The 13,969-nt window shown below is 47.9% G+C and carries 15 protein-coding genes and 1 other annotated feature (1 of these 16 cut by a window edge); of the genes, 4 read left to right on the top strand and 11 right to left on the bottom strand.

The window, feature by feature from the left end; all coding sequences use genetic code 11:
• Position 1: 1 nt before the first annotated feature.
• The 4 genes from yciX to topA form a co-directional block, all read right to left on the bottom strand.
• A complete protein-coding gene (gene yciX / locus ACJHX4_RS13775; RefSeq protein ID WP_001296035.1) occupies positions 2-169 on the bottom strand; it encodes a protein YciX in 168 nt (55 codons plus the stop codon).
• A 2-nt stretch (positions 170-171) separates the two neighbouring features.
• A complete protein-coding gene (locus ACJHX4_RS13770) occupies positions 172-312 on the bottom strand; it encodes a YmiA family putative membrane protein (protein WP_001815854.1) in 141 nt (46 codons plus the stop codon).
• Between the two features lie 318 nt (positions 313-630).
• Positions 631-1,605 carry an HTH-type transcriptional regulator CysB gene (cysB, locus tag ACJHX4_RS13765; RefSeq protein ID WP_000776253.1) on the bottom strand — a complete coding sequence of 325 codons (975 nt, stop codon included), beginning with the start codon at positions 1,603-1,605 and terminating at the stop codon, positions 631-633.
• A gap of 209 nt (positions 1,606-1,814) precedes the next feature.
• The gene (gene topA, locus ACJHX4_RS13760) at positions 1,815-4,412 is read right to left on the bottom strand and encodes a type I DNA topoisomerase (RefSeq protein WP_001304419.1); all 2,598 of its coding nucleotides are present in this window, start codon (positions 4,410-4,412) and stop codon (positions 1,815-1,817) included.
• A 379-nt stretch (positions 4,413-4,791) separates the two neighbouring features.
• On the opposite strand from topA, the gene ACJHX4_RS13755 reads away from it, so the two are divergent.
• Positions 4,792-5,043 (top strand): YciN family protein, encoded by a 252-nt coding sequence (locus ACJHX4_RS13755; protein ID WP_001031530.1) that lies wholly within the window; start codon positions 4,792-4,794, stop codon positions 5,041-5,043.
• 35 nt (positions 5,044-5,078) lie between these two features.
• Here ACJHX4_RS13755 and sohB read toward each other — a convergent pair whose 3' ends face one another.
• Positions 5,079-6,128, bottom strand: coding sequence for a protease SohB (gene sohB / locus ACJHX4_RS13750; protein WP_000422062.1), 1,050 nt, complete (start codon positions 6,126-6,128; stop codon positions 5,079-5,081).
• A gap of 219 nt (positions 6,129-6,347) precedes the next feature.
• Between sohB and ACJHX4_RS13745 the strand changes: the two genes are divergently transcribed.
• Entirely contained in the window at positions 6,348-7,106 is a 759-nt protein-coding gene (locus ACJHX4_RS13745; RefSeq protein ID WP_000559273.1) for a YciK family oxidoreductase, read from the top strand.
• Positions 7,103-7,693 (top strand): cob(I)yrinic acid a,c-diamide adenosyltransferase, encoded by a 591-nt coding sequence (cobO, locus tag ACJHX4_RS13740; RefSeq protein WP_001278898.1) that lies wholly within the window; start codon positions 7,103-7,105, stop codon positions 7,691-7,693. The genes ACJHX4_RS13745 and cobO overlap by 4 nt, the downstream gene beginning before the upstream one ends.
• Before the next feature lie 56 nt (positions 7,694-7,749).
• Here the strand turns inward: cobO and ACJHX4_RS13735 are convergent, their stop codons facing one another.
• From ACJHX4_RS13735 to rnm, 6 genes are all read right to left on the bottom strand, one after another.
• On the bottom strand, positions 7,750-8,058 hold the full coding sequence (locus ACJHX4_RS13735) for a hypothetical protein (protein WP_001000715.1): 309 nt from the start codon (positions 8,056-8,058) through the stop codon (positions 7,750-7,752).
• 9 nt (positions 8,059-8,067) lie between these two features.
• The gene (locus ACJHX4_RS13730; protein ID WP_000622024.1) at positions 8,068-9,090 is read right to left on the bottom strand and encodes a hypothetical protein; all 1,023 of its coding nucleotides are present in this window, start codon (positions 9,088-9,090) and stop codon (positions 8,068-8,070) included.
• 169 nt (positions 9,091-9,259) lie between these two features.
• Positions 9,260-10,135, bottom strand: coding sequence for a 23S rRNA pseudouridine(2605) synthase RluB (gene rluB / locus ACJHX4_RS13725; RefSeq protein WP_001291206.1), 876 nt, complete (start codon positions 10,133-10,135; stop codon positions 9,260-9,262).
• A gap of 212 nt (positions 10,136-10,347) precedes the next feature.
• Positions 10,348-12,243, bottom strand: a complete 1,896-nt coding sequence (locus ACJHX4_RS13720; protein ID WP_001531642.1) for a DUF2207 domain-containing protein — start codon at positions 12,241-12,243, stop codon at positions 10,348-10,350.
• Positions 12,244-12,270: 27 nt separating this feature from the next.
• Positions 12,271-12,891: an L-threonylcarbamoyladenylate synthase gene (locus ACJHX4_RS13715; RefSeq protein ID WP_001295575.1), complete on the bottom strand. Its 621-nt coding sequence runs from the start codon at positions 12,889-12,891 to the stop codon at positions 12,271-12,273.
• A complete protein-coding gene (gene rnm, locus ACJHX4_RS13710; protein WP_001285702.1) occupies positions 12,888-13,769 on the bottom strand; it encodes an RNase RNM in 882 nt (293 codons plus the stop codon). The genes ACJHX4_RS13715 and rnm overlap by 4 nt, the downstream gene beginning before the upstream one ends.
• A gap of 137 nt (positions 13,770-13,906) precedes the next feature.
• Between rnm and trpL the strand changes: the two genes are divergently transcribed.
• A complete protein-coding gene (gene trpL, locus ACJHX4_RS13705; protein ID WP_001700591.1) occupies positions 13,907-13,951 on the top strand; it encodes a trp operon leader peptide in 45 nt (14 codons plus the stop codon).
• Positions 13,928-13,969: a sequence feature (Trp leader region), on the top strand; it runs 52 nt beyond the window's last position. It overlaps the preceding gene by 24 nt.

Below are 13,969 nucleotides of genomic sequence, written 5' to 3'. Positions count from 1 at the left end.
ATTATTGTTTCGGCTGATCATCTTCAGCAAACAGTTCTATAAAGGCTTGTTGCTGCGATGTTAGTTGCCAGTCGTCTGGAATAACGACGGAACATTCCCGTTTTGCTTCTGGTTCATTGTCACTATGCTGACATAATGGTGACGACTCCAGTTGCTCCTGACCGACCATGGTTATCCCCACAATTTCCAAATAAGCAGTGCGACAACCACCCAGAAAAGTGCAGAACCAAGAAAAACCGCCAGCCAGGCTTTACGTTTTAATTCAGGATTGCGGCGGGGTTCCTGATTTCCAGAAGGCATTGCTAACCTCATATAATCGCCATCACTTATCAGCAAGACGTTGAACGATTGGTGTAATTAATCATACGATGAGACAAATCCTAAAGAAACTTTAGTCAAAAATCCAGCGAATTTACGAATCGTCTCCAGTGAATAATTCAATCTTTTGACCTGAAATAGATATTTGAAAACTGGAGTTTGCGAGGTGTGTAATTAGACACTACTTTACAGGTAATTTACCCTATAAATATGAGGGATAAAAATATTGTGCACCGGATACAAATAAGTAACAAAGGAGAATATATTCCGGCACCTTCGCTACATAAAAGGTGCCGAAAATAACGCAAGAAATTATTTTTCCGGCAGTTTTATATCTTTAAACATGACCTCAATTTCTTCATTAGAGCGCAATGCGACAGCCGCATCAACGACATCACGCGTTAAATGCGGTGCAAAACGCTGAATGAAATCATACATATAACTACGCAAAAAAGTACTACGGCGAAAACCAATTTTGGTTGTACTGTGGCTGAAGATGTCGTGAGCATCAACACGCACAAGGTCGGGATCGGCGACCGGATCCACCGCCATGCTGGCAATGACCCCTACCCCCAGCCCTAACCGGACGTAAGTTTTAATGACGTCAGCATCCGTTGCCGTGAAGACGATACGCGGCGTTAACCCTGCGCGGTTAAAGGCAGTATCCAGTTCTGAACGTCCGGTAAAGCCGAAGGTATATGTCACCAACGGATATTGCGCCAGTTCTTCAATGGTAATGGCTTTTTTACCTGCCAGCGGGTGATCCGGAGTGACTACTATAGCCCGATTCCAGTGGTAGCACGGTAGCATCACTAAATCTTCATACAGATGCAGCGCTTCCGTGGCGATAGCGAAATCGGCATTGCCTTTAGAGACGGCATCAGCAATTTGTGTCGGCGAGCCCTGGTGCATATGCAAAGAAACGCGAGGATAACGCTCAATAAAGCCTTTGATAACGTTTGGTAACGCATAGCGTGCCTGAGTATGCGTGGTGGCGATATACAGCGAGCCTTTATCCGGCCAGGTGTGCTCTCCGGCGACCGATTTTATGGCATCGACTTTCGACAGAACTTCACGAGCGATACGAATTATTTCTTGTCCTGCTGGCGTTACCTGCGTCAGGTGCTTGCCGCTTCGGGAAAAAATTTGAATGCCCAGCTCGTCTTCCAGCATTCTGACTTGTTTACTGATCCCGGGTTGTGATGTGTAAAGTCCTTCCGCCGTTGATGAGACATTCAGGTTATGATTGACCACCTCAACAATATAGCGAAGTTGTTGTAATTTCATGTTAAACCATCCACTTAGACGCCATCAGAACATCGTTTTTTCGCCACACCAGGCGGGTGACTAATACGATTTAATAATAAAAAAGGTGCTAACTATAACCACTATATCATTTATAGCCTTAGTGTATAGGTGTGAAGAAAAAATAATATGCAATAAAAAAGGGCCGCTTTCGCGACCCTTTGTTTATAAAAACCAGACGGAATTAAAGGTTATTTTTTCCCTTCAACCCATTTGCCATCAACATAAAATGCTGACCAACCAGTCGCCTTTCCGTCTTTTTCCGAAGAGACATATTGCTGTTTGGTTTTACGGCTAAAGCGAACCATGGTCTTATTACCTTCCGGATCCTGCTGTGGCGCATCGGCCAGATAACGCAGTTTTTCCGGCAGACGGTCGCGGAAGCGATAAAGCTCCTCCACCAGAGGCGCACGCGTTTCACGCGATTTCGGGAAGGTATTGGCCGCCAGGAACACACCGGCAGCACCGTCACGCAACACGAAATAGGCATCTGATTTTTCGCACGGCAGCTCCGGTAATGGCACCGGATCTTCTTTCGGTGGTGCCACTTCGCCGTTACGTAAAATCTTACGTGTGTTTTTACACTCTTCGTTGGTGCAGGCCATGTATTTACCGAAACGCCCCATTTTCAGGTGCATTTCAGAGCCACATTTTTCACACTCAACGATCGGGCCGTCATAACCTTTAATGCGGAATTCACCCTCTTCGATCTCGTAACCGTCGCAGGTTGGGTTATTACCACAGACATGCAACTTACGTTTCGGATCGATGAGATAGCTGTCCATCGCCGTGCCACATTTCGGGCAACGACGTTTTGCGCGCAACGCATTGGTTTCAGCGTCTTCACCTTCCAGCACGTTCAGCACTTCGTTTTCCGGCACCAGGTTAATGGTGGTTTTGCAACGCTCTTTCGGCGGCAGCGCATAGCCAGAACAGCCAAGGAATACCCCGGTGCTCGCTGTGCGAATCCCCATTTTGCGACCACAAGTCGGGCAGTCAATGCTGGTCAGAACCATCTGGTTCGGGCGCATACCACCCTCTTCCGGATCTTTTTCAGCTTTATCTAACTGCTGGGTGAAATCCGAGAAGAAGTGATCCAGTACAGCTTTCCACTCTGCTTCGTGATTTGCCACCTGGTCGAGGCTGTTTTCCATCTGCGCGGTGAAGTCGTAGTTCATTAACTCGCGGAAATTCTCTTCCAGGCGATCGGTGACGATTTCGCCCATTTTTTCCGCATAGAAACGACGATTTTCTACTCGCACATAGCCACGATCCTGAATGGTCGAAATGATCGACGCATAGGTAGAAGGACGACCGATACCGCGTTTTTCCAGCTCTTTGACCAGCGATGCTTCACTGAAACGGGCTGGAGGCTTGGTAAAGTGCTGGGCTGGTGTCAGTTCAACGAGCGTCAGAGCATCGCCTTTATCGACTGCCGGTAAGATACGATCTTCATCGCCTTTACGCAGTGCAGGCATCACTTTCGTCCAGCCATCAAAGCGCAAAATACGACCGCGTGCTTTCAGGCGGAAATCGCCCGCACCAACGGTCAGCGTCGTGGAGTCATATTTCGCTGGGGTCATCTGGCAGGCTACGAACTGACGCCAGATTAACTGGTACAGTTTCTGCGCATCTGCTTCCATATCCTTCAACGATTCCGCCATCACATTGACGTCAGAAGGACGAATCGCTTCGTGCGCTTCCTGTGAGTTTTCTTTGCTGGCGTACTGATTCGGACTTTCCGGCAGATATTTCTTACCAAAATTATCGCTGATATAACCGCGAACCATATTTACCGCGTCCTGACTCAGGTTGGTGGAGTCGGTACGCATGTAAGTGATATAGCCTGCTTCATACAAACGCTGCGCCATCATCATGGTTTTTTTCACGCCAAAACCAAGACGGGTGCTGGCAGCTTGTTGCAGCGTAGAGGTAATAAAAGGAGCGCCAGGTTTACTGGTTGTCGGTTTGTCTTCACGTTCCAGCACGCTGTAGCGCGCTTTTTCCAGCAGACTTACCGCAGCCTGAGTTTGTTCTTTGTTGACCGGACGGAACGGTTTGTCGTTCTGATGAGTCACCTGCAACGCCAACGCTTCACCAGATGGCGTGGTCGTGCTGGCATCGACTTCCCAGAACTCTTCCGGTACGAACGCTTTAATTTCACGCTCACGCTCGACCACCAGGCGGACCGCCACCGACTGCACACGACCGGCAGACAGACCACGAGCGATCTTTTTCCATAGAAGCGGCGAAACCATATACCCCACCACGCGGTCCATAAAGCGACGCGCCTGCTGGGCATTAACACGATCAATATTCAGCTCACCCGGTTTGTTAAATGCCTGGCGGATCGCGTTTTTAGTAATTTCGTTAAACACCACTCGGCTATAGCGCGCATCATCACCACCAATCACTTCCCGCAGGTGCCATGCAATGGCTTCCCCTTCGCGGTCAAGGTCGGTTGCGAGATAGATGTGGTCGGCTTTTTCAGCCAGTTGTTTCAGTTCAGAGACGACCTTCTCTTTACCAGGCAACACTTCATAGTGCGCCTCCCAATTGTGCCACGGGTCAACCCCCATACGGTTGACGAGAGCGCCACGTTCATCCTTTTTAGGCTTTTTAGCCGTCTTGGTGGAGGTAGAGTCGGCACTCTTTTTGGCAGTTGAGCCACTGGTCGGCAAATCGCGGATGTGACCGACGCTGGATTTCACCACGTAGTCACTACCCAGATACTTGTTGATCGTTTTGGCTTTTGCCGGGGACTCAACGATGACAAGAGCTTTACCCATATTCACCTTACCTAATTTGATTCTTCCAGGAATGCGTCGCACGTTGATAAACCTTCCACTGGCAACGAGTTACCGATATGGACTCGCTCTCTGCGGATATCAACCCCTTGTCGTGACTCTGCTCACGAAAATTCAGGTGACTGAGTTAACAGGTCTTGGCCTACAGGCGCTATAGCACGACGGAATTTTGGTCGAATGTCAAGCAAATCTATTGCCAGATTGACGAAAGCGTCACACTGTACCTGATAAAATCCGATACGCAACTTTATTAGCATGCAAAATCCAAAGTTGCCAGTAAGGCGCTCTTGCCACCAGCGTGGTATATTTGTCTGCAAGCCATGCCTGGCGTAGACTAATGTCCTTGTTTAAGGAGTAAATAATGAACAAAGAGACTCAACCCATCGACCGCGAAACGCTGTTGAAAGAGGCCAACAAAATCATTCGTGAGCATGAGGATACGCTCGCAGGGATTGAAGCCACCGGCGTCACGCAGCGTAATGGCGTGCTGGTATTTACCGGCGACTACTTTTTAGATGAACAAGGATTACCAACTGCCAAAAGCACCGCGGTGTTTAATATGTTCAAACACCTGGCCCATGTGCTTTCAGAAAAATATCACCTGGTTGATTAAAGCAAAACGCGAGGTCTTATCCTCGCGTTTGTCTTTTACATCAACGGCTTTTGCCCACGCTGCCACCAGCGTAACAACAATCGATCGGCGCTCTCTGCCGCGCTGCCGGTGAATCGGTCAATGAGTCGTTTACGCTGCATATAGCGTACATTGACCACTTCCCGGCCTTCCATCAGGCTAAGAATAACTTCATCACTGGTGTTGATTTCATCAACCAGGCCTTTCTCTACTGCCTGTTGTCCGTACCAGTGTTCACCCGTTGCCACCTGTTCAATATCCAGAGACGGACGCATACGCTTCACAAAATCTTTAAATAACTGATGCGTTTCGTTCAACTCTTCGCGGAATTTCTCCCGCCCTTCTTCGGTATTTTCACCCAGCAACGTCAGCGTGCGCTTATACTGCCCGGCGGTGTGCAGTTCGATATCAATATCTTTGCTTTTCAGGAAGCGGTTAAAGTTGGGCATTTGCGCCACCACCCCAATGGAACCCACAATAGCAAACGGTGCGGAAACAATTTTGTCCGCCACACAGGCCATCATGTAACCGCCGCTGGCAGCGACTTTGTCTACCGTAACAGTTAAAGGAATGTTTTTATCACGCAGACGCTGCAACTGCGAAGCCGCCAACCCGTAACCATGCACCATGCCACCTGGGCTTTCCAGACGGAGCACAACCTGATCCTGCGGTTTGAATGCTGCGAGTACCGCCGTTATCTCTTCACGTAGAGAGTTCACTTCATGGGCGTCCATGCTGCCTTTAAAATCCAGCACCCAGACGCGGGGTTTACTGTCAGTTACCACCTCGCCCAGTTTAGCTTTCGCTTTTGCGGCTTTCGCTTCTTGCTTGTGCTTTTTCTTCTGCGCTTTGTGCCACTGTTTTTGCTGATGAGTGTCCATCAGCGCCGCGGCCAGTTCTTCTTTCATCTCCTTATACTGTTCGCTGAGATTGTTGACTCGTAACTCGCCACGCTGGCGTTTATTACGTTGAGCAACATTGACAATAATGGCGGCAATCGCCGCAATCGCTAGCACAACGGTAACGATTTTCGCCAAAAACAAACCATATTCAGACAACAATTCCACGAGTCCCCACCTTGGTTAAACAACGCTTTGGCTCACAGTTTACAACAGGCATGTTTAGCCGTCTCGCAGAGATGTTATTGCAGCGAAAGTATGACAAAGTATCCATTTTGCGGTGTTATCGCCCCAGGCTGATTGAAATGCCCTTCTGTTTCAGGCATAAAGCCCCAAAGTCATAAAGTACACTGGCAGCGCGACAGACAACGTCGTTGAGGAGTAGCCATGCATTACCAGCCAAAACAAGATTTACTCAATGATCGCATTATTCTGGTGACGGGAGCCAGCGATGGAATTGGTCGTGAAGCAGCGATGACGTATGCACGCTATGGTGCGACAGTGATTCTTTTGGGCCGTAATGAAGAAAAATTACGTCAGGTAGCCAGCCACATAAACGAAGAAACTGGACGTCAGCCACAGTGGTTTATTCTCGATTTGCTAACCTGCACGTCCGAAGATTGCCAACAACTGGCACAGCGCATTGCCGTTAATTATCCGCGTCTGGATGGTGTTTTGCATAATGCCGGATTGCTCGGCGATGTTTGCCCAATGAGCGAACAAGATCCGCAAGTCTGGCAGGACGTCATGCAGGTCAACGTTAATGCCACCTTTATGCTCACCCAGGCACTGCTTCCTTTATTACTCAAATCGGACGCCGGTTCACTGGTCTTTACCTCATCAAGCGTTGGACGTCAGGGGCGTGCAAACTGGGGCGCATATGCAGCGTCGAAATTTGCCACCGAAGGGATGATGCAGGTACTGGCCGATGAATATCAGCAGCGCCTGCGTGTCAACTGCATTAACCCAGGCGGTACGCGCACCGCAATGCGGGCCAGTGCCTTCCCGACCGAAGATCCACAGAAACTTAAAACCCCCGCTGATATCATGCCGCTCTACCTCTGGCTGATGGGCGATGACAGCCGCCGTAAAACCGGCATGACCTTTGACGCCCAACCGGGCCGTAAACCAGGAATTTCCCAATGAGTGATGAACGCTACCAACAGCGTCAGCAGCGAGTGAAAGAAAAAGTAGATGCTCGTGTGGCCCAGGCCCAGGATGAACGCGGTATTATCATCGTCTTTACCGGCAATGGAAAAGGCAAAACCACCGCGGCATTTGGTACGGCAACACGCGCAGTTGGTCACGGAAAAAAAGTGGGCGTCGTGCAGTTTATTAAAGGCACCTGGCCTAATGGTGAACGAAATCTGCTGGAGCCACACGGCGTTGAGTTTCAGGTAATGGCAACGGGCTTTACCTGGGATACACAAAACCGAGAGTCCGATACCGCCGCCTGCCGCGAAGTCTGGCAACATGCAAAGCGGATGCTGGCTGATTCCTCACTGGATATGGTTTTGCTCGATGAACTGACATATATGGTAGCGTATGACTATTTGCCACTGGAAGACGTGATTCAGGCGTTAAATGAACGTCCACATCAACAGACGGTGATTATCACGGGTCGAGGCTGTCATCGGGATATTCTTGAACTGGCGGATACGGTAAGTGAGCTGCGCCCCATCAAACATGCGTTTGATGCCGGTGTAAAAGCGCAGATAGGGATTGATTACTAAGTGAAAGCACCTCAAAAGTTCGCCTCTTGAGGTGCTAATTTTAGATACTGAATGGCTTAATTAGCCACGGCAAAATTAAGAAGAGCTTGAATTTTATTCAAGTGTGCGGGATATTCCATATCATTATCCGCATTGACGTCTTCAATAAACAGTATTAATTCAGTGATCAAATCATTAGCATCTTCATAACTAATACCCGTCAGTTCTGGTGACGTTTGCGAGCCATAATTAATTGTCAGATTATTCATTACTGACAAAACCAGAATAAAATATTTGTGACATATATCGCAGGTTGTTCGGTTTCCTAAGGCATAGTACAGCATATTGAGCAATGCCAGTATTCGTCGATTTTGCACATCGTTCATAATGACCTCCTATAACATAACTCCGCTGGCAATAAGAAGTTTTGCCAGCTCCTCTGACGCCTGTAGACCACTAATAACTTGAGAACGAAGGATCTCATTTCTACGCTCTAAATCCGCTTTTGAAAGAGATTTATTAGAGTATAAATCTTGTAGATGATTTCCTTTATCCATGAAGGCATTAATAGCTTGTATTGCTGGAGCCGCCGGATCAGATGAACGCAATCTGCTTTCATTAAGATTAATTACTGCACTCAAAAATTCCTGCCTGCTCTTTAATGTCTTAAACTCTATATTTTTAGTATTTGCCTGGGCCTTATTGTAGTAATAAAAATTATTACTGATGTTCGCATAATTATTCCGATCCATTTGCTGCTGTTTCGTTGCTATATCATCGAGTAAATCTTGTAAATTTCTTTGAAGTCGAGGCCAGTCACTACCTACCGTTTTACCAACATTTTCTGATTTAATCTTCTCTTTGTATAATCCATTGAAATATTGAACTAAATCTTTAACAGCCACAACTGACTTAGTCAATTCTTCACCTTCTGAAAGGCCAAGTAGTTTTTGGGCGTTGTTTGCGTGATCGAGCGCCTGATTAAGTAATATAATTTGTTTACTATCCTCAACATCCATACCCACCGTCAACAACTCCACATAGGAACTCATACTGTTAACGACCTCAAGTGAAGCCAGTAGTTTTTGTTTTTCTGTTGTTGCCAATTGAATTTTAGTAATGTCTTTATACGATGTTTTGCCCCCTTTCTCTGATTGCAAACATAAGGACTCTTTATTAGTATTATTTTCCATAATCGTTTCGTAATCAGGTCGCAATGCACAATCCGGATTAGTCGCATAAAAATTAACAAGAAAGTTTTCACGAGAAGCATAGTATTGTTTAAAGAAACTTGCATTCGCCGCAACCGCCTTGTTACCCGCAGTAATAACAGTTTCAGCTTGTTCATTCTTCAATGCTTCGGTTGCACAACCTGAAAGCATTAACAGCGATAGAAATATTCCACTATATCTAATCATAACCCACCTCTTGACGTTGAGTTTATCTCAGATAATTAAATAGTAATGTGGCTATTCCCTGGCATTATTCATAAGCAAGTATGAAATTAAATTAAAATACTGCGACTATTTATCATACTTCAAATGAAGAAAAGGCCCCGCAGGGCCTTTATTTAATACTTAACTTAAATTAACCGTTATTATTACGTCCGCCAGAACGACGACCGCCGCTCACCTGACTGTGACGTTTCACCGCACGACGAATCTGATTCGCCTTCATACGACGACGGTCTTTTTCTACAGCGACTTTAGAGCTGGTTTCTGGCGGTAGTTCCACCAGTTCGCGCAGATAGTTAGTCTGGGCGAGGTCCAGCTCCGTCCAGCCACCGCGTGGCAGACCTTTTGGCAGTGGGATATCACCGTAACGAACGCGAATCAGGCGGCTCACCTGCACACCAACCGCTTCCCACAGACGACGAACTTCACGGTTACGGCCTTCGGTCAGAGTAACGTTGTACCACTGGTTGATCCCTTCGCCGCCGCTGAACTTGATGGTTTTAAAGGCTGCCGGACCATCTTCCAGCTGCACGCCACGACTCAAATCACGCAGTTTCGCGTCGTCAACCTGACCAAATACACGCACGGCATATTCACGTTCAACTTCACGGCTTGGATGCATTAAACGGTTTGCCAGTTCACCGTCGGTGGTGAACAACAACAGACCACAGGTGTTAACGTCCAGACGACCTACGGCAATCCAGCGTGCGCCACGCAGCTTTGGCAGACGGTCAAACACCGTTGGACGCCCTTCCGGATCGTTACGGGTACACAACTCACCTTCCGGTTTGTAATAGGCCAGAACGCGACAAATTTGTTCAGCGGACTCACGTACCGAAATCAGGTGACCATCGATACGGATTTTCAGTCCAGGGGTAATTTCAACGCGATCGCCGAGTTTAGCAATTTTGCCATCAACACTCACACGACCGGCTTCAATAATAGATTCGATTTCACGGCGAGAACCGTGGCCGGCACGCGCCAGCACTTTCTGTAGCTTTTCGCTCATAGAGCTTCCTTTTGGTGTCGCCTTCCCAGGCGTCTGATATGCTTTTGTGCAACAATGAGTCAGAACTTACATCTGACTCACTGATAGTAAAGTCTGTTTGAACTCTTCAGGCCTTAAGTAAACGACTCGACGTTTTAACTGGCCTGGCTTTGAGGCGCAACATACTACACTATCTTTATGGTTAAAGCTTGTTTCGATTAACATCAGCTTTATTACCAGCCACCACCGCCTCCGCCACCCGCACCGCCGCCAGCACCACCACCGGAATAACTTCGCCCCAACAAACTGGTATTGGCCCCCAGACTCAGATGCATCTGTAATGAGAACAAAACGCCACTACGGGCAATTTCCGGGGCGCGGACAGCCGCTGTGAGTGATGGGGTGATACGTGCAGCCCATTCTCTGCCAAGGTTTGCCGAGACCGCCCAACCTAACAAAGCGTAATCCAGTTTCCGTGCTTCCCCTTTCCTCCGCCGCCCACTGTGTGTTGCTGCCTCTTTACGCGCAAGATAGTTAACGATAGCTTCACCGTGGGCATAACGTTGCTGCCCAGTTTGGGTAAACTTTGGCAGAAAAATATACCCCATGCCAGTGAGATAACCGGTCAGGAAAACAGCGCTAAAATAACCCGCTGGCATATACCAGTAAAAGAATACATCTCCGACATTGATGTAGAGAGAATAGAAGGCCACGCCTGAACAAATCAGTGGTAAAAACAAAGTGATGATTACACGATTAACGCAAGGCTTGTCATCATCGCGGGCAAACAAAAGCTCAAGGGAACAAAATAAGAAAGGAAGAAGCCAGCAGATCATAATAAACATATCGCCTACCAGACTCATTCCTGCCCAACCTACGGGACTCAGGTTACCGTAGAGAATGACCGCCAATATCGCCATCCCGCCCCATTGCAAAAACGCATCAGGTCGGTAAAACGAAGACTTTTTACGCGGCAGATAAAATTTCTGCATCCGTAAAAATGCCTTGCGTAAGACTCTGTTGTGTCTCCCCGTAAGAACGACCTTATCGCCTTTACGAAATAACGCTTCCAGTAATAACTGCTCTGCGGGCAGTAATACCGCATTATTTCTGGTCGCGCCTTCATTAACACGAATCAGGATTTGCTGGTTCTTGTCATAATGAGCTTCCAGATGAATTTTTCCTTTCACAATCAGATTTACGATATCGGCGCAAAAACCTTTATCGTCATAAACCAGCTTCGCATCGAGACGTAACATGCCGGGCGTGTAATCTGGCGGAATGACATCGGTTTCAATCACATCTACCGGCGTAAATTGCGGCCTGCGCTTCCAGAGATATAACCATCCACACGCCAGGAACAGGCACGGAAACCAAATTAACAACGATGACGTAGAGGGTAAAAGAAGATGGCTGAAAATATTCGTCGTTTGTGGTGCCGGGGCATTACCAAGTAAAGCGTGAGGCCAGCGGTAGAGGACCGTGAAATCTTCACGATAAAACGGATCGCGAGATTCAATTCTTCCGTCCTCAAGGATGCGGCCATTTCGATATGTGTCGCCCTCATCTCCGGTAAAGAGATCGATTTCGCTAAATGGATTACCCGCAATATCAGGCAACTTGAGTGAAAATAGGGTCTTATATATTTCAAACGGCCAGTGGTTACCGGTCACGTTCCAGATTAGCAGATCAGAATCCCCCTCACGCAGGAAAGCATTTTTAACCTGATAATGAATTTGATAATGATAGTCGCCTTGAGGCAAGAAACGTTGTTTATCGCCCACGACAATACTCATTAACCCGATATGCCAGTCAAGATGCCAGGGTTCAGAAATACCATCACGGGTGACGCCAACAATATGATAGTTCAGCAGTGCAGCGTCCCCATCAGGCTGCATCCAGAGTCGCGGTAAATCACGATAAAATCCGTGCTTAATCTGCTGATTTCGCGCCTGAAAATGAATGTTCTCTTTGATGTCGAGCACCCCATTCGGTTGCAGAGTGGCTTCAACATCAAAGAGCGAGATCCCTTCTTCATAAGAAGGGATCTCCGTGTTTTTCGCATAACTCAACGAAGAGAAAAAAAGCCCAACTATCAATAGCAAAATGCAGCGATATATCCCTGCCATAATCTTCCATCCGTGGAACGCAATTTGTTATAAGAAAGGCTTCACATCACCTACGCCTTCACGCACCACGACCGGCGTATCATCGGTGAGATCAATAACCGTTGTTGGTTTCTGCCCGAGATAGCCGCCGTGAATAATCAAATCCACCTGTTTTTCCAGACGGTCTTTAATTTCTTCCGGATCGGATTCGGTAAATTCACTGCCTGGCAGCATTAGCGAAGTGGAAAGCATCGGTTCGCCCAATGCTTCAAGCAGCGCCTGCGCAATCGGGTTAGACGGCACGCGCATACCGATGGTTTTGCGTTTTTCCTGCAACAGACGGCGTGGCACCTCCTTAGTCCCCTTCAGGATGAAGGTATAGTTGCCTGGCGTGTTGTTTTTCATCAAACGAAACGCAACGTTATCGACAAATGAATAGGTCGAGAGTTCAGAAAGATCGCGACACATCAGGGTAAAGTTGTGACCGTCCGGCAGCTGGCGAATACGACAAATACGCTCCATCGCGTTTTTATCTTCAATTTTACAGCCGAGCGCATAGCCGGAATCAGTTGGATAAACAATCACCCCGCCTTTACGCACGATCTCCACCGCCTGGTTGATCAGGCGTTGCTGCGGGTTATCAGGATGAATATAAAAAAACTGGCTCATAATTCCCTCTCTGTGGTGTTCTGCGGCTGTTCCCATAGCTGCCAGACGCCTTCAACGCCTGCGGGCAGCCAGAGTTTACGACCCAGTTCGATCCACGGGCATGGTTGATGAAAATCAGATCCTTGTGATGCCCATAAATGATGCTGACGCGCAAGTGTCGCCAGCTGGGTGCGTTCATTGGGCGATTGCTGGCACTGCGCGACTTCCATCGCGTCGCCGTGGTGTTCGGCAAAATGCGCAACCAATCTTTTCAGCCATTTAGCACTAAGATTGTACCGCCCTGGATGAGCTAGCACCGCCTTACCGCCAGAATGATGAATGACATCAATAGCTTGTTCTATTGTACACCACTGTGGCGGAACGTATCCGGTTTTCCCGCGCGCCAGATACTTTTTAAAGACATCCGCCATTGAACTGGCTTTTCCGCACTCCACAAGGAAACGCGCAAAATGACCGCGCGTCACCGCACCGCCCTGCGCCAGTTGTTGCGCGCCTTCCAGTGCCCCAGGTATTTGTGCTTTTTCAAGTCTTTCGGCAATCAGCTGCGCCCGCTGATTGCGCCGTTCTGTCTGCTGCGCGAGGAACTCACACATTAGCGGATGAGTAATATCAATATTCAGCCCGACAATATGAATTTCATGATTTTCCCAGACCGTGGAAATTTCCACACCAGGAATAAGATTCAGCGCCAGTCCCGAACGTGAAATTTCCTCTCTTGCTGGTGCAATTGCAGCTGTGGTGTCATGGTCGGTGATCGCCAGGGTGCCGACGCGCATCTCGACTGCACGGTGCACCAATGCTTCTGGCGTCAGGCAGCCATCGGAAGCTGTGGTATGGCTGTGCAGGTCGTAAATCACTGAGTAATTCGTGTCGCTCAAGGCGCACTCCCGTTCTGGATAATGTTTTTTGCGCCGACATCATAACGGTTCTGGCAAATATTCTGAAATGAGCTGTTGACAATTAATCATCGAACTAGTTAACTAGTACGCAAGTTCACGTAAAAAGGGTATCGACAATGAAAGCAATTTTCGTACTGAAAGGTTGGTGGCGCACTTCCTGAAACGGGCAGTGTATTCAC

Origin of the sequence: Escherichia sp. WS2035 (assembly GCF_046487065.1) — a bacterium.
GTDB lineage: Bacteria > Pseudomonadota > Gammaproteobacteria > Enterobacterales > Enterobacteriaceae > Escherichia > Escherichia coli.
Note: the sequence above shows the minus strand (reverse complement) of the source record. Positions and strands in the feature narration are given on the sequence as shown.